Annotated in this window: 15 protein-coding genes; 4 read left to right on the top strand and 11 right to left on the bottom strand. The window is 65.9% G+C overall.

The annotated features are described in order from the left end of the window. Window position 1: 1 nt before the first annotated feature. From ABC728_RS03820 to ABC728_RS03795, 6 genes are all read right to left on the bottom strand, one after another. Window positions 2-931, bottom strand: coding sequence for a BKACE family enzyme (locus ABC728_RS03820; protein ID WP_416621930.1), 930 nt, complete (start codon window positions 929-931; stop codon window positions 2-4). A gap of 1 nt (window position 932) precedes the next feature. Next, complete coding sequence (locus ABC728_RS03815; protein WP_416621929.1) at window positions 933-2,072, bottom strand: FAD-dependent monooxygenase; 1,140 nt, start codon at window positions 2,070-2,072, stop codon at window positions 933-935. Further along, entirely contained in the window at window positions 2,072-3,058 is a 987-nt protein-coding gene (locus ABC728_RS03810) for a VOC family protein (RefSeq protein ID WP_416621928.1), read from the bottom strand. The genes ABC728_RS03815 and ABC728_RS03810 overlap by 1 nt, the downstream gene beginning before the upstream one ends. Before the next feature lie 25 nt (window positions 3,059-3,083). Further along, window positions 3,084-4,061 carry an MBL fold metallo-hydrolase gene (locus ABC728_RS03805; protein ID WP_416621927.1) on the bottom strand — a complete coding sequence of 326 codons (978 nt, stop codon included), beginning with the start codon at window positions 4,059-4,061 and terminating at the stop codon, window positions 3,084-3,086. Between the two features lie 14 nt (window positions 4,062-4,075). Further along, window positions 4,076-6,352 (bottom strand): TonB-dependent receptor, encoded by a 2,277-nt coding sequence (locus ABC728_RS03800; protein WP_416621926.1) that lies wholly within the window; start codon window positions 6,350-6,352, stop codon window positions 4,076-4,078. A 128-nt stretch (window positions 6,353-6,480) separates the two neighbouring features. Further along, on the bottom strand, window positions 6,481-7,518 hold the full coding sequence (locus ABC728_RS03795; RefSeq protein WP_416621925.1) for an SMP-30/gluconolactonase/LRE family protein: 1,038 nt from the start codon (window positions 7,516-7,518) through the stop codon (window positions 6,481-6,483). 237 nt (window positions 7,519-7,755) lie between these two features. On the opposite strand from ABC728_RS03795, the gene ABC728_RS03790 reads away from it, so the two are divergent. Beyond that, complete coding sequence (locus ABC728_RS03790; protein WP_416621924.1) at window positions 7,756-8,685, top strand: LysR substrate-binding domain-containing protein; 930 nt, start codon at window positions 7,756-7,758, stop codon at window positions 8,683-8,685. On the opposite strand, the gene ABC728_RS03785 is transcribed toward ABC728_RS03790, so the two are convergent. The 5 genes from ABC728_RS03785 to ABC728_RS03765 all read right to left on the bottom strand — a co-directional run bounded on the left by ABC728_RS03785 (window position 8,686) and on the right by ABC728_RS03765 (window position 15,376). Beyond that, window positions 8,686-9,735, bottom strand: a complete 1,050-nt coding sequence (locus tag ABC728_RS03785; RefSeq protein ID WP_416621923.1) for an AbrB family transcriptional regulator — start codon at window positions 9,733-9,735, stop codon at window positions 8,686-8,688. 199 nt (window positions 9,736-9,934) lie between these two features. Continuing rightward, entirely contained in the window at window positions 9,935-10,792 is an 858-nt protein-coding gene (locus ABC728_RS03780; RefSeq protein WP_416621922.1) for a fumarylacetoacetate hydrolase family protein, read from the bottom strand. A 42-nt stretch (window positions 10,793-10,834) separates the two neighbouring features. Then, complete coding sequence (locus ABC728_RS03775) at window positions 10,835-12,133, bottom strand: CitMHS family transporter (protein WP_416621921.1); 1,299 nt, start codon at window positions 12,131-12,133, stop codon at window positions 10,835-10,837. A 182-nt stretch (window positions 12,134-12,315) separates the two neighbouring features. Then, window positions 12,316-14,046, bottom strand: coding sequence for an IlvD/Edd family dehydratase (locus ABC728_RS03770; protein ID WP_416621920.1), 1,731 nt, complete (start codon window positions 14,044-14,046; stop codon window positions 12,316-12,318). Between the two features lie 445 nt (window positions 14,047-14,491). Continuing rightward, a complete protein-coding gene (locus tag ABC728_RS03765) occupies window positions 14,492-15,376 on the bottom strand; it encodes a LysR family transcriptional regulator (RefSeq protein ID WP_416621919.1) in 885 nt (294 codons plus the stop codon). A gap of 276 nt (window positions 15,377-15,652) precedes the next feature. Here ABC728_RS03765 and ABC728_RS03760 point away from each other — a divergent pair, with 276 nt between their 5' ends. Genes ABC728_RS03760 through ABC728_RS03750 form a run of 3 tightly spaced genes read left to right on the top strand, consistent with a single transcriptional unit; the run spans window position 15,653 to window position 19,016 of the window. Beyond that, on the top strand, window positions 15,653-16,657 hold the full coding sequence (locus tag ABC728_RS03760) for a phosphoglycerate dehydrogenase (RefSeq protein WP_416621918.1): 1,005 nt from the start codon (window positions 15,653-15,655) through the stop codon (window positions 16,655-16,657). Further along, a complete protein-coding gene (locus ABC728_RS03755; protein ID WP_445376267.1) occupies window positions 16,627-17,940 on the top strand; it encodes a glycerate kinase type-2 family protein in 1,314 nt (437 codons plus the stop codon). Before ABC728_RS03760 ends, ABC728_RS03755 begins: the two co-directional genes overlap by 31 nt. Beyond that, window positions 17,937-19,016 (top strand): tartrate dehydrogenase, encoded by a 1,080-nt coding sequence (locus ABC728_RS03750; protein WP_445376266.1) that lies wholly within the window; start codon window positions 17,937-17,939, stop codon window positions 19,014-19,016. Before ABC728_RS03755 ends, ABC728_RS03750 begins: the two co-directional genes overlap by 4 nt. The last annotated feature ends 29 nt before the right edge of the window (window positions 19,017-19,045 follow it).

The raw sequence follows: 19,045 nt of genomic DNA, 5'->3' as shown, positions 1-19,045 counted from the left end.
GTCAGAACTCCACCCTGTCGCCGCCCTTCAGGGCCAGCATCTGCCGCGCCTCTGCCGGCGTGGCTGGTTCCAGGCCCATTTCGGCCAGGATGCGCACGATCTTTTCCACCTGTTGGGCATTGGACATGGCCAGTTGCCCGCGCTCGATGAACAGGCTGTCCTCCAGCCCCACGCGCACCTGCCCGCCCAGCAGGGCCGCCTGGGTCAGGAACGGCATCTGGTGCCGCCCGGCCGCCAGCACCGACCAGCGGTAATTCTCCTCCCCGAACAGCCGGTCGGCTGTACGCTTCATGAAGACCAGATTGTCCAGGTCGGGTCCGATGCCGCCCAGCACGCCGAAGATCATCTGAACGAAGAAGGGCGGCTTCACCAACCCCCGGTCCACGAAATGGGCCAGATTGTAGAGATGCCCGACATCGTAGCATTCATGTTCGAACCGGGTGCCCGCCTCCCCCAGCGTTTCCAGGATGCTGGCAATGTCGCGGAAAGTGTTGCGGAAGATGTAATCGTCGGAATTGACGACGTAATCCCGCTCCCAGCCGTATTTCCACGTCTCGATGCGCCGGGCTGCCGGGAAGAAGGCGAAATTCATCGACCCCATGTTCAGCGAACACATTTCCGGGCGGAAGCGCCGGGCCGCCGCCAGCCGGTCGGCCAGCGACATGGTGGCCGCCCCGCCCGTCGTGATGTTGATCACGGCGTCCGTCGCCTGCCGGATCACGGGCAGGAAGCGGGCATAGATGTCGGGATCGCCCGTCGGGCGCCCATCCTCGGGCACGCGGGCATGCAGGTGCAGGATGGAGGCCCCGGCCTTGGCAGCGTCGATGGCCTGTTCCGCGATTTCCGCCGGGGTGACGGGCAGCGCGTCCGACATGGTCGGCGTGTGGGCCGATCCGGTGACGGCGCAACTGATGATGACCTTGTTCTTCATGTCAGTATGGCTCCATCAGTGCCAGGGTCGCCTCATGCAGAAGCTGGCCGGGACGGGCGTCGGGATTGTGGATGCCGGCCCATTCCTCCATCTCCCAGGCCAGGATTTGGGCGGAGCTTTCCACCACGTACCGTGCCCGGTCGAACCGGCGGGCCATGAATTCGTCCAGCAGCGGCGGCAAAGGCCCGCCCCGGCCCAGCAGGTCAGCCAGCAGCACCGCATCCTCGATGGCCATGGCGGCGCCCTGGGCCAGATGCGGTGTGGTGGCGTGGGCGGCGTCACCGATGATCAGTGTGCGGCCCTTGTGCCAGGGGGCCGGCAGCAGCAGGTTCTCCAGCGGGCGCAGGACCACGGCGGCGGGATCGGTGATCAGCGTCGCCAGTTCAGCGATCCCGCCACCATAGGCGGCCAGCCGGTCGCGCATCATCCCGGCCAGTTCGGCGGGGGGATAGCGGCAATTCTCCGGCTCCCGCGTCACCACGAACATGTACATCAGGGTCGGTGACAGGGGCACCAGCCCGACCTTGCTGTCGGGCCCGAAATAAAGCTCCCCCCATTCCACGCTGGCCGGGCGCGGCAGGTTATAGCGCCAGACGCACTGGCCCGTGTAACGGGGCCTGACCGCATCACCGAACAGGCGGCGGCGGGTGTCGGAATAGACACCGTCGCAGCCGATGACCAGATCGTAATCCCCTTCCCGTCCATCGTCGAAACGCACATGGACATGGCTGCCGCGGTCATCCAGTTCCGCAACCCGCGTGCCCAGCCGGATGGCGGCACCGGCATCACGCGCACCATCGGTCAGCACCTTGTGCAGCAGGGGACGGGTGATGCCATTGATAGGCGGCAGACCGGGGGCGGCCGCGTCGGTCGCCGCTGCGTCGAACAGGAAGGCGCCGGCCGCGTCATGCATGCGCCAGCCGGGATAGGCCGCCCCCAGTTCCACGCAGCGCCGGGCCAGCCCGATCCGGTCCAGCGCCCGCAGCGTATTATTGGGCTGGATGATGCCGACGCCATAGACGCTGAGATCGGGCTTGCTCTCGATCAGCTCCACATTGATGCCTTGCTGGCCCAGCGCGCAGGCGGCCGTCAGCCCGCCGATGCCACCGCCGATGACCAGGGTTTTCGAAACGGCGGCCATCAATGGTGCCCCTCCTTGGGCTCGATACCGGTGATGTAGTGGAAATCCCAGGCCGGCGGGTTCATCAGGAACGGCGGCAGGTTGTGGACGAAATGGGAGAAGGCGAAGAGCGGGGCCGTCCATTCGCGCGGCACCCAGCCATCATCGACATAGTCGCCGTCGGCGCCATATTCCGCCTCTCCACCCGCCGGGCAGGGGATGTAGTAGAACAGGGCGCTGTCGATCCGGTGCCGGCCCAGGCCCAGATGCGACGCCTCCCACCCCTGGCGCTGCATGTGGTTGGCGCCCACCATGATCTCGTCGATATCTTCCACGGCGAAATTCGCGTGGTGGAACCGGTGTTTGCCATCCATGCCGGGAAAGGGGGCGGAAGCGTTCAGCAGCAGCAGGCTGTGATGGTTGTTGGTGCCGTCGGCCCGCAGATACATGCCGAAGCCGCGCTGATTGTCCGACAGGCGGAAGCCCAGCCGGTCACGCATGAACACATATCCCGCCTCATAGTCAGGGATGGCGAACACGACATGCGCGATCCCCTTGGGACAGGCGCGCAGCCGCCATTTGCGGTGCTGGTTCAGCCTGCGGACATGGCCGGGCGCGTTGAGCGGATCGGGTGCGCAGGTCACCGGCACCTTGTTGAACAGCGTCAGGCCCATGGCCAGCCCGAAATCGGTGACAAAGCGGAAGACACCGTCCGTGCCCTGCGTTACGACGCGGTCGCGGGACAGGTCGGCCACCAGCGCTTCCAATGCCGCCGGGCCGTCCACACCCCATACCACCTCCCGCACCCCGTCCCCCTCCAGGGAGGAGGCGGGCAGCAACGGGTCGTCGCGGTGGCGGATCACCACCTGAGACCCTTCCGGCAGGGTGAAGCGGCGGTGATGATCCCCGCCTGCCGCGGGGCGCAGACCGAAATCCTCGAAGAAGCGTGCGGAGATGTCGATATCCCCCACGCCATAGACCAGTGAATGGATGCCAGTGATGGCCATGGGAAATTCTCCCGTTCTGGATATTTCAGTACCGGCCAAGGTCGGTGGCGACCGTCACCGGTCCCTTGAACTGGTCGGACAGGCCGCGGACATAGCCGTCGGTCGATGTTTCGCTGTCCAGGCCGGGCACCAGATGGGTCAGCACGACGGCCCCAACCCCGGCCCGTGCCGCGATGCGGCCCACCCCTTCTGGGGTCAGGTGATCCTCGTCCATGTGGTGCAGCAGCCCGTCGATGGTGGCCGGGGTCAGGCCCGGTATCTGGCGCAGGGCCAGGGCGATGGCGGGCCGGTCCATCACCTCGCTGACCAGCAGGTCGGCTCCCTGCGCCAGCGCTTCCACCTTCTCCGACGGGCCGGTATCGCCCGTGAAAACGATGGACCGGCCCTTGGCCTCCATCCGGAAGGAATAGGAGCGCTCATTGGCGCCGGGGTCGCCAGGGGCGACGTTGTAATGGCTGTTGGTGACCGCGGTCACCCTCACCACCCCGTCATCATAGATGGTGGCCGGCCTGTCCATGCTGGCCGCCAGATCGCGCGGGCGCACCGTGGCGGCCATGGGCGGGTCGGTCGGCATGCCGAGTGGTGCGCGTTCCGTCGGGGCGAAGGCCGCGACCATGCCGCGCACCATATGGTCGGTGCCGGGCGGGCCGATCACCGGCATGGGCGCCCTGGCCGCCATCACCCAGCGGTTGGCGATAAACGATCCCAGCCCGCCGACATGGTCGAAATGGAGATGGGACAGGAATACCGCCTTCACCCTCTGGATCGGCAGCCCGGCCGCGGCCAGTTGCCGCAAAGTACCGTCGCCGACATCGAACAGATAGACGGTGCCATCCACCACCAGGGCATTGGCCGGCTGCGAACGCTGGACCTGCACGCGCGGCCCGCCGCCCGTGCCCAGCGTGACGAAAGCCACGCCATCGCCCCTTTCTGCCGCCCCGGCCGGAACCGGGGCGGCAGAAAGCATCAGGGAAGCGAACAGGATGGGGATCAGTTTGCGCATCGCACAGGCCTCCGTCAGTAATGCACACCGACCCGCAGCCCATAGGTCCGGGGCGCGCGCAGGATATTGTAGACGGCGGGGATCACGGGCCGTAGGCTGGACCCCGCATAGATCGTGCGATCCTCCAGATTGTTGACGAAACCAGTCACGGACCAGAGCCCGTCGGGGCTGTTCAAGGTCGCGTAAACGTCAGAACTCCGGTAGGATTTCTGGTACTGTTCGGGCAGATACTCCGTTGCCAGATAGCGGCCGGACTCGATCCGCGTGCGGATGCCCACATCCAGCCCGTAGTCATTGGCAAGCTCGAAGGTCCGGGTATAGCCGAGATTGACCGTCCATTTCGGCGAGTTGATCTGGCGGTTGCCCGAGCAATCGACCAGGAAGGGCTGGGCCGGCGGTGCCATGGGCGGGTTGCTGGTCGCTGTGACGGTACAGCCATGGCGCAGCGGTGCCCCGCTGGCCGACACGGCGATGTAATCGAACTTCGTATATTTGCCGTTCAGATACTGGACATCGACGGCAAGCCGGTCGTTGGGCGTCAATTGGAAGTTGATTTCCGTATCCAGCCCATACATGCGCGACTTGCCGGCATTGGTGGTGATCAGGCCGGTGCCATAGGTCGTGGCCGAACTGCGGATCGGGCCGATATAGTTGACCTGTTGGTCGCTATAGTCCCAATAGAACGCCTCGACATTGACCTGCAGGCGATTATCCAGGAACCGGTTCTTGCTGCCCACCGTATAGGCCGTCAGCTTTTCCGGGGAAAAGCTGTTATCCAGGGCCGCAATGAAGAAGCCGCCCGATTTGAAGCCCGTCCCGACATTGGCATAGAGCAGGGAACGCGGGGCCGCGTCATATTCGATGCCGGCTTTCCAGGTGAAGCGGTCGAACTTGGCCTTGCCCGTGAAATCCGAGGTGACGCCCTGCCCGAAGGAGGTTTGTGTCAGGGTCGTATCCTGGGACTTCTCCTCCTTGGTGTAGCGTCCGCCGGCCACCACCCGCAAATTATCGGACAGCGACAGGGTTGCCTGGCCGAAGCCGGCCACGCTTTCATTATGCAGGCGGGTGGTGAAGTTGGTGCGCAGGACAAGACCCTGCGTGAAGTCGTTCAGGTCGACCTGCTTCTCATCGAAGATATAGGCGCCGACGACATAATCCAGAATGCCGCCGCTGTTGGAGGCCAGCCGGACCTCCAGCGACTTCTGCTTGGCCACTTCATCGACGCGGGAACTGTAACCGCCATTATAGGCCAGGAAGTCGGGCCGCGTGTCGCGATAGGCCGGCAGGACCGTCAGGGTCGCGGAACCCAGGTCGGCCTCGAAAGTGCCGGCGATGCCCCAGAAATCATTATCGACAAAGCCATCGGTGCCCGGCGGCTTCACCCGGCCGGAACTGACCATGCCGGGAAACCCCGCTTCCAGGGCCGCGATGCTGCGCGGGTCGGCGCCGCCGATCCGGTCCTTGGGATCGGGTGCTCCCGGCGTCAGCGGACCGGGCACCAGCACGCCACCGCCGCCCTTGCCGCCCTGGTGGAAATAATCCGCCACGATGGTGGCGGTCAGCCAGTCATTGGGCTCCAGCAGCAGGGAGACACGGGCCGCCTGCCCCTTCTCGTCATCATACCCGTCGGACATGTAGGCGTCGCGGTCCCGGATCTGGCCGGCCACGCGCACGGCTGCCTTCTCGCCCAGCGGCAGGTTCAGGGCCGCCATCAGCGCTTTCGTGTCATAGTTTCCGTATTCCGCCGTCATGTCGAAGCCGACCTGATCCAGCTTGGGCCGGGCCGGCAGGACATTGATGGCGCCGCCGGTGGCATTACGGCCATAAAGCGTGCCCTGCGGCCCTTTCAGCACCTCCACCCGCTCCAGGTCATAGAAGGTGCCCAGCGGGGCGGCCGGGCGGGCCACATAGACGCCGCCGAAATTGAAGGCGATGGGGTTTTCCGTGAAGGCATTGGCGGCAAAGCTGCCGACACCACGGATATAGAAGTTGGTCGCCGTGCCCACCGACGGCTGAACCACCAGGGCCGGCACCATCTTGGTCAGGCTGGTCACGTCGGACACGCCGGCGGTGGTCAGCAGATCACCCGTGACCGCAGAAACGGGGATGGCGGCCCGCTGCAGGTTCTCTGCCCGGCGCTGGGCCGTCACCACGATTTCCTCAAGACCGAATGCCGGGGCCGCGTCATCGGGCGCCGCGGCGGCTTCGGCCTGTGCCCAGGCCGCCGGTGCATAGAGACCGCAGGCAAGACCCAGCATCGACGCGCACAGGCGCCTTCCTGTTCCCTTCATGGCTTTTTCCTCTCCTGTTCACCGCTTTGTTCGGCGCGGTTTCTGACAAGAGCTTGCGACAGAGCCGTTTACCGGGGAAATCGTATCGGCGATTGGGAGCCACAAGCGTCACTTGTGGCTCCCGCCGCCTACCAATGCACCATGGGCAGGCCGGGAACGGGGCTGCGGAAGGTGGGAATGCTGGTGCCCAGCAGGCTGCCCAGATGCACCGTGCGCAGATCGGGGCCACCGAAGGTGACGCTGGCCAGCCAGGGGCAAAGCCGGCCCCGTGCCTTCATCAGCAGGTCGAACGGCACGGGCCCGCCGCCCGTGAAGGCTGTTTCCAGGGCCCGGACCGCTTCCGGGTCGCCATCGGCGAACAGTTCCAGCATTTCCCCGTCCGGCGTGATGGCGATCAGCCGGTCGGCGAAGATCATCGTCGCCCACAGATTGCCATAGGCATCAAACGCAATGCCGTCGATCATCCCGTCACCCAGGCTGGCCGGGCCATAAATCTCCCGGTCGGTCAGCGCGCCGTCGGCCTGCACGCGCAGGCGCGTCACGCGCTTGGCCGTGGTTTCTGCGACGTACAGCCATTCCTCGCGCTCATCCAGCCGGATTTCATTGGTGAAATGGAAGCCATCGGCGACGATGCGGGCGCCCTTGCCGTCCAGCAGGATGATGCAGCCATCGGCCAGATCGCGCCGGATGGCGTCGCTCCACGGGTTCACCTGGGTGGAGACGGTGATCCAGATACGATCGCGGCGGTCGCGCAGCACGAAATTGATCTTGCCCGGCGGCCGGCCGTCGACCCGGTCCAGCAGGACGCGCGTAGCGCCGTCGCGGGTCATCACCTCCAGCCGGTCGGTCCCGAAGTTGGAGATCAGGATATCGCCATTGCCGGCGAAGGCCAGGCCATTGGGCAATGTTCCTTCCAGAAGGCTGGCGGCGGCATCGCGGGACACGTCGAAATGCGGGTCCGGCGCCTGGGTGATCAGCCGCTGGCTGCCATCGGATGCAATATGCATGACGCCGCCGCGCGCATCGGCGGCCCACAGGCTGCCGTCTCGTTCGGCCAGGATGCATTCCGGCCGCCGCAGGTCCTGGCCGACCGGGGTGACAACGGCCTCCTCCACCCGGAACCCGATCAGCGGATTGGGGCCTTTTCCCTGCTTGATCACGATCATGCACTTTTCCTCCCATTGTCATCCGCCCGGATGGACGGCCTGTTTTGCGGGGGGAAAGCCTAATGGCCGGGCCGGCCGGCGGGAAATCGGCAGCCATTTTGGCACCAACAAGCCGTGCTTGTGGATGTGGGGGACAGGTTGACCGGCCGGTGATGATCAAGGATAGTGCAGGCCTGCGCGGGATCGGGACCGGCCGCCGCGCGGCGGAAAAGGATGGTGCCGGCGGGGGAATGCCCCATGCGTTTCAGCCATTTCGACCTGAACCTTCTGCGCGTGCTGGACATGCTGCTGACCGAACGCAGCGTGACGCGGGCGGCGGAAAACCTGCATGTCACGCAGCAGGCCATGAGCGGATCGCTGCGCCGGCTGCGGGATTATTTCGACGACCCGCTGCTGGTGCGCATCGGTCGGGAGATGGAATTGACCCCGCTGGCGCAAGGGCTGGTGACGCCGGTGCGCGAGGCACTGCTGACGGTCGAGGGGGCCTTGAACTATCGGCCGCACTTCGATCCCAGGAGGACGGCGCGCACCTTCCGCATCGCCATTTCCGATTATGGCTCCTTCGTCATCATGCCGCCCCTGCTGCGGCTTCTGGCGCGGGAGGCGCCGCAGATCGCGCTGGATGTGCGGGTGCTGATGGGGCATAGCTTCCTGGCGCTGGAACAGGGCGATGTGGATTTCGTCACGACCGCCCACCCGACCGATCTTTACGGCCCCTACCGGCCGGGGGATCTTATCCGGCGGGAGCGGCTTTTCTCCGACGATTTCGTCTGTATCGCCGATCGCAACCATCCGGATATCAGGGGCGGATTGACCCCGGACCTCTACCGCACCCTGCGGCACACCGCCGTCAATTTCGGCCCCAATGTGGAAACCATCGTCGAGCGCGCCTGGAAGGCCCACCATTTCCGGCCCGATATCGGATCGACGGCGCTGGGCTTCGCCACCATGCTTTTCATGCTGCCGGGAACGGTGCTGGTGGCCACGGCACAGCGCAAGCTGGCCGAGGTGCTGGCCCCGCCCCTGAACCTCGCCATCCATGAGGCGCCCATGGCCATCGGCACGCTGGAGGAACATCTATTCTGGCACGAGCGCAGCACGGACGACCCGGCCCATTCCTTCCTGCGCGGCGCCTTCCGGGAGGTGGCCCTGGCCTTGCACCGGTGATCACCCGCCGGGATCGGCCGTGAAATATCGTGCCGCGAACTGCCCCAGGATCGGGGCCAGCATCATGACCAGGACCAGCCGGGTGAACTGCATCGTCATGATGACGGGAAGATCGACGGCGACGCTGGCCCCCATCAGCATCACGACATCGGCGCTGCCGGGGTTGAGCGCCAGACAGGCGGTCAGGAAATCGACCGGCATCAACCGGGTCAGCAGCCATGACAGGCCGGTGCAGAACAGCAGGATGACGGCGATGCCGGCCAGGATGCGGGGGATGAACCGCGCACTGTACAGCAGAGAGGGCCGCGTGAAGCTGAGCCCGACATGCCATCCGATCACCGCGAAGGCGGCTGCCGATGCCAGGGGCGGCACCACCAGCGTGACCCTGCCTGTTGCCTGCAACGCCACCCCGGCGAACACCGGGAACAAAATGATGAAGACGGGGCGGCGAGTGATCAGCGTCAGCGCCATTCCGGCCGCGACCAGCGACAGGGTGGTCGCCAGGGAACGGGGGTCGATGGGTGGAAACCAGGGCGTGGATGGCCCGCCCGGCAACAGGACCATCGGCGGCCCCTCATGCGGGCTGCCCAGCCAGGAACCGAGGGCCACCACCGTCAGCGCCGCACAGACCAGGCGGAGATATTGCATGACGGCAACCAGACGCTTGTCGCCGCCATAGGCCTCCGACAGCATGACCATGGCGCCGGCCGCACCGGGAGACATGCCCCAGATACCGGCCGTGCCCGGATAGAAACGGATGCGTGTGGCTGCCACGCCGATCGCGAAGATCCCCAATATGGACACCAGATTGATGCCCACCAGCACGGGCCAGTGGGGAAAGAACAGGGCCAGAAGGGGCGGCGACAGGGCACAGGCGATAAGACAGCCCAGAACGCCCTGCGCCATCAGCGTTGTCCAGCGCGGCAGGGACGCCCCTGGCCTGTGCAAGGCGGTGACGATGCCGGCCGCCATCGGCCCCAGCATCAGGGCGGCCGGCAGGTGCGCCATGCGCAGGCTGATCGTGATCAGTGGCGTCAACACGATCAGCAACGCCCATGACCCTGCCGGCCATCCTTTCCTGCTGTCTGACATGCCGGACACGCATCCTGCGGTTGGGGCGTTCCCGCCCGGTGTCGGGATCGTGTTTGCGGCGGACTGGAAACACGATCCGGCTTTTCGCTGCCTCGATCACCGGCGCGTGCTGCGCGACGGCGGTCGCTGTCCGCTAAGCAGATTTCCCGAACGCCGCTTATACAGGGACGGCCTCCTGCCGTACCGGATTGGACAGGGTGCCGATGCGGTCCATCTCCACCGTGCAGATGTCGCCGGGTTTCAGCCAGACCGGCGGCTTGCGCATGGCGCCGACGCCGCCCGGAGTGCCCGTGACGATGACGTCGCCGGGGGCCAGGGTCATGGCTTCCGACAGGGTGGCAACCAGATCGGCGATACCGAAGATCAGGTCGTCGGTCGATGCGCACTGCATCACCTCTCCATTCAGGCGCACGGTCAGGGTCAGGCCCTTGCAGCCTTCGGGCAGTTCATCGGGTGTGACCAGTTCGGGGCCGAAGGCGCCGGTGCCGTCAAAGGCCTTGCCCATGGTCCATTGCGGGGTCCTGATCTGGAAATCGCGGACCGACCCGTCATTGAACAGCGAATAACCCGCGACATGGTCCAGCGCCTGGGCCCGGCCGATATGGCGCCCGCCCTTGCCGATGACGGCTACCAGCTCGCCCTCGTAATCGAAAAGATCGGACGCGGCAGGCCGGACCATGGCGGCGCCGTGACCCACCAGGCTGGAGGCGAACCGTGCGAAGACGGTGGGATATGTGGGAACCTCGAACCCGCTTTCGGCGGAATGATCGGCATAGTTCAGGCCGACGCAAATAATCTTGTCCGGTCGCGGAATGGGGGCCAGCAGTTCGATGTCATCCATGTCCAGCAGTGGTGCGCCGGCCAACTCGCGGCCCAGGGCAGCCAAAGCCTGCCCATCATGCAGGGCGCCCTTCAGGTCGCGCCCCAGCACCTGCACCGGCCGGCCGCGATAACCGCCATCCGCGGCGATGCCGACACCTTCGCCCTCTGCCGTCCTGTACGTGATGAATCTCATGACCGTTCCTTTGATCTTGATTGTGAGGGCACCCGGCGCGGATCAGGCCGCGTGGACGGCCCCGGTTATAGTCGCGGCGAAAAGTGCCACGAAGCAAAGCCAGATGGCCCAGGGCCAGGCGAAGCGCTGCAGGGTGCCGATATCGGTGCGCAGCAGGCTGGCGCAGAAATAGATGGGGGCGATCAGCGGGCTCAGCGAATGGCAGGGCATGCCGATCAGGGCGGCCCTGGCCACCACCTCCGGCGGCACGCCATAGGCGGCGCCCGTATGGGCCAGGATGGGCAGTACCCCCAGGAAGAACCCGTCGGTGGACAGGATGACCAGCAGGGGCATGCTGATGACGGCCGTGACGAAGCCGAAATATTCTCCCAGCCCGTCCGGCACGGCGGCGATCATGGTATCGGCCATGGCCTTGACCATGCCCGTGTCGCCGATGATGCCCGTGAAGGCACCGGCGGCCAGCATCAGGGTGACCAGCGTCATCACGGTAGCACCGTGTTCCTTCAGGCGCTCCTGCTGCTCCCTCACGTTGGGCATGTTGACCGTGACCGCCACGGCGAAGGCCAGCATGACCAGCGCCGGCAGGGGTGCGATGCCCAGGCCCATCCCGGCCATCAGGCAGATGGTCAGGATCAGGTTGAACCAGAAATTACGCGGCTGGATGATTTTGCGTGGCTTCAGGTGGCTGCCGCCCTCCCCGCCCGCCGCGATGCCTGTGACCGCCAGCTGTGCCAGCCGGCGCTTTTCCCGCAGGCCCAGATGATAGGCCAGCCCCAGGGTGGCCAGCAGCGAAAGCAGCAGGGCCGGGATCATCGGTCCGACGATATCGTCGATATCGACCTTCAGCGCGATGGCAGCGCGGGCCGCCGGGCCACCCCAGGGCAGCCAGTTCAGAACCGGGCATATCAGGCCCAGCATCAGCGCGATGATCAGCGGATTGATCCCCACCCGGCGATAGATGGGATACATCGCCGTAATGGTGATCAGTACGGCCGTGGCCCCGTCGCCGTCGAACCCGGTGATGATCACCAGCAGCGCCGTGCCGATGACGATCTTGACCGGATCATCGCCCACCACGCCGATGATCTTGCGGATGAATGGTTCGAACAGGCCGGATTCGAACATCACGATGAAATAGAGCAGCGCGAAGACCAGCATCACGGCTGTCGGCGCCGTCTGAACGATGCCGCCCACCATCATCTTGCCGATCTCCGTGCCGAAGCCGGCAAGCACTGCGAAGATGATGGGGATGCCGATCAGGCCCGCGACCGCCGATACCCGGTTTGTCATGACCAGTATCGTGAACAGCGAAATGGTGCTGAAACCCAGCAGAGCGATCACCTGAACAATCCTCCCGGACATGTAACAATGTGCGCCGGGCGCTTCATCGCTACTTTCGTTATTTCACTCAAGCTACGATGGGATGCGCGGGATGGCCAATGTCACGCCCGACAACAACGATGCATGAAACGTATGGTCGCGATCCCCGTAGGGGCCGCGGCCCCTGCCGGGATCGCTGCCGCTCAATGCTGGTTGGCCGGCACCTCGCTGCCGGTCATGCCGACCAGGAAGTCCAGGTCGCAGCCGTCATGCGCCTGGTTCACTGTGTCGACATAGAGCTTCACATAGCCCCGGCCGGCCTTGGGCGCGGGGGCGTGCCAGTCGGCCAGACGCTGTTCCAGCTCCGCGGCCGGTATCAGCAGGTCGAGCCGTCGTGCGGCCACGTCCAGCTCGATCATGTCGCCATCGCGGACCACGGCCAGCGCGCCGCCCGCCGCCGCCTCGGGCGACACATGCAGGACGACGGCACCGAAGGAGGTGCCGCTCATCCGGGCATCGGAGATACGCACGATATCCTTGACGCCGGCCGCCAGCAGCTTGGCCGGAATGGGCATCATGCCCAGTTCGGGCATGCCGGGGAAACCGCGCGGCCCGCAATTCTTCAACACCATGACGCTGTCGGCCGTGATTTCCAGCGCCGGGTCATCGACACGGGTCAGGAGATCCTCCTGATCTGCGAACACCACTGCCGGCCCCCTGTGGCGCAGCAGGCGGGGGTCGGCCGCCGATGGCTTGATGACCGCGCCCTGCGGACACAGGTTGCCCTTCAGGACGGCGATGCCGGAATGCGACTTGAACGGTCTCGCCACGCTCCAGATTACATCCGGGTTCAGGCAACGGGCGGCGGCATTGTTCTCCGCCAGGGACTTGCCGGTCGCCGTGATGGCGTCGCCATGCAGCAACCCCGCCTCGCACAGGTCGCGGATGATGACGGGCAGGCCGCCGGCCTCGTGGAAATCCTGCATCAGATAGCTGCCCGACGGCTGGATGTTCAGCAGCGTCGGAATGTCCCGGGCCAGTTCGTCCCAATCCGTGATGTCCAGCGGCACCTCCATGCGCCGGGCCACCGCCGTCAGATGGATGACGGCGTTGGTGGAACCCCCGATGGCGGCATTGACGCGCACGGCATTCTCGAATGCCTGGCGGGTCAGGACGCGGTCCATCGTCTGGCCCTCGCGCACCATTTCCACGATGCGGCGCCCCGTCAGGCGCGCCAGCACCTTGCGCCGCGCATCCACGGCCGGGATCGTGGCATTGTTGGGCAGGCTCAACCCCAACGCCTCCACGATTGCCGCCATGGTGGAGGCGGTACCCATGACGTTGCAGACGCCGTGGGACCGGTTGATGCAGCTTTCCGCCTCCTCCACATCGGCCAGGGTCGCCCGTCCCCCCCGCACGTCATCGCCCAGGTGCCAGGCATCGCGGATGCCGAACGGCTTGCCGCGCCAGCTTCCGTTCAGCATCGGCCCGGCGGATACGCCGATGGCCGGGAGGTTCACGCTGGCGGCCCCCATCAGCAGGGCCGGCGTGGTCTTGTCGCAACCCATCATCAGCACGACGCCATCAATGGGATTGGCCCGCAACGTCTCCTCCACATCCATGGAGCAGAGGTTGCGCAGCAGCATGGCCGTCGGGCGTGTCAGGGTCTCTCCGGGGGAGGTGACGGGAAATTCCATGGGCACCCCGCCCGCTTCCAGGATGCCTTCGCGCACATGTTGGGCCAGTTCGCGGAAATGCGAGTTGCAGGGTGTGAGTTCCGACCAGGTATTGCAGATGCCGATCACGGGCCGGCCATCGAAATGGTCGCCGGGAACACCCCGACTGCGCACCCAGCTTCTATGCACGAAACCCTTCGGCCCCTTGCCGCCGAACCATTGCTGCGACCGCAGGCCGGGCTTGCTGTCATCGGACATGGTTTTCCATTCCCTGTCTGTTGGGTCGTTTGCGACCCGTTGATCCTGAAGGTCTGCTTCATGGCGCGCGAAGGCGCGCAGCCATGTGCCGGGAGGCAAGCGGCACCCGCCGGCCGACAGCCGGAAGGCGGGTGCCGGAGGCTTGCGATGGGGATGCATAATCCACCGCGGCGCCCCACAGGAATGCGTGAAATCATGCGCCAAACGACTAAGCAGGTTCCTCCAGATCGGGCCACACATGGCCCGGCCTGGAGGAACCTGCCGACTCCATGGTTTGCAAATTCTCCGAGCCCGCCCATCTGTGGGCGGAGTTCGGAAAATCTGCTTAGGACCGGCAGCGCACAGCCATCCCGCGCGGACAGGCGCGGTCAGCGGACAGGCATGGGCAAGGGTGCGGCGACACGTGGGGGGGGCGCCACCCTTGTAACCCATCCTTTCTAAAATCCTACTTGCCGGCCTTGCTGATCCGGCTCCACAGCGCCTCGGCAGCGGGGGCCTGTCGCGCCTTCGGGCGCCACAGCCGGATTTCGATCGGCACATCCTCCTCCACCGGTGCGGCGCGCACCAGGGCACCGGAGGCAAGATCGTCGGCCACCAGGCTCAACGCCGTCCAGGCCACGCCCCTGCCATCCCTGGCCATGGCTGTCAGCACACTGGCCAGATGGGAAGTGAAGATCGGATGCAGCGGCGGCGACCGGCCCTTGGCCGCCCAGGCCGCCGCCAGAATCCGGCCCATGCCGGATTCCGCGGTGAAGCACAGATGCGGGGCCTGGGCCAGGTCCACCCCTTCGGCCAGACGGGGCGAGAGGACAGGCAGCAGCACATCCTCGCCAAGCTGGACCGACCGGAAATCCGAACCCAGCTTGGTGCTGGCCGCCTCATGATGGTGGCACAGCAGGAACTGCGCCCGGCCATCGATCATGATGCGCTCACACGCCACCATGTTGTCGGCCGTCAGTTCCACGGTGACGTTCATGGGCGCTTCCGCTTCCATGCGGCGCAGCCAGGCCGGAAAATAGGTCAGCGACAGCACATGGGTGGACGCGAAGCGCAGGGTTTCTACCGACGCCTTGGAAATGGCCCTTACCTCTTCCCGGCCGACATGCAGACGGCGCAACGTCTCCTCCGCCACCACCCGGAACCGTTCACCGGCCGGGGTCAGGCGCATCGTGTGCGTGCTGCGATCGACCAGGGTTGCGCCGACCCATTCCTCCAGGGAACGGATGCGCCGGCTGAAACTCGGCTGGCTGACGGCCCTTTGCTCCGCCGCGCGGGAGAAGCCGCCACAGTCGATCAGGGCCAGGAAATCGACAAGCCAATCAGAATCCATCAACTCGCTCAATGACCGCAGATCGTGGGCCGGGCGACTATATAGGCGAAACCGGCCTCGATCCAACAGGGATGGTTGGGGCCGGTCCCGTGGTGCCAAACCGGCCTGTCCGTAACGCCCGGCGGACGGCGGCATCCGGCCACGGCCGGTACCGGCGTATGAAATCATACGAACTCCGAATTGGCGGCCTGTGCCGATGATCTTTAGTTCATCAGCGATACGGCGGATGGATTTGGGGGCCGGTCCGCAGCCTGCCCCCCCATGCGGAGAGTAGAGATGACATCAGGGAACCGGCGCGTTGTCGTCACGCAGCGCTTCTTCGATCAGGCCACCATCGATTATCTGACGGCGGCGGGGTGCGAGCCCGTCCAGGCGGAACTGCCGCCCGGGCAGGCGGACGGGAACCTGACGCACCAGGAACTGAAGGAACGCCTGACGGGGGCCGCCGGCTGGATCGTGGGGCACGCGCGTGTGACGCGGGAATTGCTGGCCGAGTTGCCGGATCTGAAGATCATCTCTCGGCGTGGCGTCGGGTATGACCGGGTCGATCTGGCGGCGGCGCGCGATCTGGGCAAGGTGGTCTGCATCGCCGTGGGCGGCAACCATGAATCCGTTGCCGACCATACGATCGCCCTGATGCTGTCCGTCGGCCATCGCTTCCGCGAGACGCAAAACAACATGATCGGCGGTAACTGGGCGATCCTGCTGGGCAGCGATCTCTACCGCAAGACGGTGGGCATCATCGGCCTGGGCCGCATCGGGAAAAGCCTTGTCCAGCGCCTCAGCGGTTTCGAGGTGAAAGTGCTGGCCTACAGCGATGTCCGGGATGATGCCTATGCCGCGCAGACCGGCGTCAGATATGTCGGGCTGGATGAGCTGCTGGCGCGTAGCGACTATGTCAGCGTGCATGCGCCGCTGACACCCCAAACACGTTTCATCATCGGGCGCGACGCTTTGTCGAAGATGAAGCCCGGCGCCTTCCTGATCAACGCCGCGCGCGGCGGCCTGGTGGATGACGCGGCCCTGCTGGAGGCGCTGCGGGCTGGCACGATCGCGGGGGCCGGGCTGGATGTGTATCTGAGCGAGGCCGATCCGGCCCTGAAGCCCGTGACGCAGGCGCTGATCGAACTGCCCAACGTGATCGCCACACCGCATGCCGCCGCGTCCTCCCGCGAAGGGCTGGACCGGACCAACATGGTGGCCGCCCGCTGCGTCGTCGCCGTGCTGGACGGGAGCGATCCGGCCCCGGAATGCGTCGTTGCCGATGGCCGCGTGAAATGACCCCGCAACGCCGCCTGCTGCACGCCATGTTCGACGCGGCGGTGCAAAGCGCACTGCCGCACCATTGCCTGCCGCCGCACCTGCCGGCCCCACCCAGGGGGCGCACCATCGTCGTCGGCGCCGGCAAGGCCGCGGCTTCCATGGCACAGGCGGTGGAGGACAACTGGCCGGGGGACATCCAGGGTGTCGTCGTCACCCGCTATGGCCATGCCGCCCCCTGCCGCAGAATCCGGGTGCTGGAGGCCGCGCATCCCGTCCCGGACCAGGCCGGGATCGACGCGGCGCGCGCCATCCTGGATGCCGTGGCGGGTCTGACGGCGGACGATCTGGTCATCTGCCTGATTTCCGGCGGCGGTTCCGCCCTGCTGCCGGCCCTGCCGGCTTCCATCTCGCTGGAGGATGAGCAGGCCCTGGCCCGCACGCTGCTGCGGTCCGGCGCTGCCATCACCGAAATGAACTGCGTCCGCCGGCATGTCTCGCTGATAAAGGGCGGCCGGCTGGCCGCCGCCGCCCGCCCGGCGCGGGTGGAAACGCTGATCATCTCCGACGTGCCGGGAGATGATCCGGCCGCTATCGCGTCGGGCCCCACCGTTGCTGACCCGTCGACGCGCGGCGACGCCCTGGCGGTGATCGACAAATACGCCCTCGACATTCCCTGGAGCATACGGGCCTGGCTGGAAAACCCCGATTGCGAGACACCGAAGCCCGGCGAACTGGCCAACAGCCGCCATAAGGTCATCGCCACGGCGCAATCAGCGCTGACGGCGGCGGCGGCCGTGGCGGCGGATGCCGGCTATACCCCGCTGATCCTGGGTGACGCCATCGAGGGGGAGGCATCCACCGTCGGTCTGGTGCATGCCGGCATCACGCGCCAGGTTCTGGCGCATGGCCAGCCGGTGCCGGCACCCTGCGTCCTGCTGTCGGGCGGGGAGACCACGGTCACGGTACGCGGCCAGGGGCGCGGCGGGCGCAACGTGGAATTCCTGCTGGGTCTGTTGACCGGACTGCCGGATGTGGCCCGCATCACCGCCATCGCCGCCGATACCGATGGTATCGACGGCACGCAGGACAATGCCGGCGCCATGATCGACAGCACCACCCGGACCAGCACCACGGCCCTGCCCTTCCCGCCGGACACCTATCTGCGCCGCAACGACGCCTACAGCTTCTTCGAGGCGACGGGCGATCTCGTCAGGACCGGCGCCACCCACACCAATGTGAATGATTTTCGCGCCATCCTGATCGAGGCGCGATCCCCGATAGTGGAGTTCCACCCACCATGACAAAATCCACCACGCATCGCATTGCCGTCATTCCCGGTGACGGCATCGGCAAGGAAGTGATGCCCGAGGGGTTGCGTGTGCTGGAAGCCGTATCGGCCCGTTTCGGGTGCCGCTTCCAGTTCGACCATTTCGATTTTGCGAGCTGCGACTATTACCAGCAGCACGGCCGGATGATGCCGGAGGACTGGAAACAACGGATCGGCGGGCACGATGCGATTTTCTTCGGCGCCGTCGGCTGGCCGGAAGCCGTGCCGGACCATGTGTCGCTCTGGGGTTCGCTGATCCAGTTCCGGCGGGAATTCGACCAGTATGTCAACCTGCGGCCCGTCCGGCTGATGCCGGGCGTGCCCAGCCCGCTGGCCGGCCGGCAGCCGGGCGACATCGATTTCTATGTCGTGCGGGAGAATACCGAGGGCGAATATTCCTCCATCGGCGGCAAGATATTCCCCGGCACGGACCGCGAGGTGGTGGTCCAGGAAACCGTGCTGACCCGCATCGGCACCGACCGCATCCTGAAATATGCCTTCGACCTGGCGCAGCGGCGGGACAAGAAGCATCTGACCTCGGCCACCAAGTCAAACGGCATCTCCATCACCATGCCCTATTGGGACGAGCGGGTGGAGGCCATGGCCGCGCATTATCCCGACATACGCTGGGACAAGTACCATATCGACATCCTGACCGCCCATTTCGTGCAGCATCCGGACTGGTTCGACGTGGTCGTCGCCTCAAACCTGTTCGGCGACATCCTGTCCGACCTGGGGCCCGCCTGCACCGGCACCATCGGCATCGCCCCCGCCGGCAACATCAATCCGGAACGCAAGTTCCCCTCGCTGTTCGAGCCCGTCCACGGTTCCGCCCCCGACATCGCCGGACAATGGATCGCCAATCCCGTCGGCCAGATCTGGTCCGCCGCCCTGATGCTCGACCATCTGGGCGAATACCAGGCCGGGGCGGCCATCGTAAGGGCCATCGAAACCGTCCTTGCCCAGCCGCATCTGCGCACCCGCGACCTGGGCGGGCCGGCGGATACCGTAACCTGCGGCAAGGCCATCGCAGACGCGATCGGTCATTGATGCCGGCCGGTGCCAGTTATGACCGGCAC

The organism is Niveispirillum fermenti, assembly GCF_052474395.1.
This window is presented reverse-complemented; position numbering and strand designations above follow the sequence as displayed.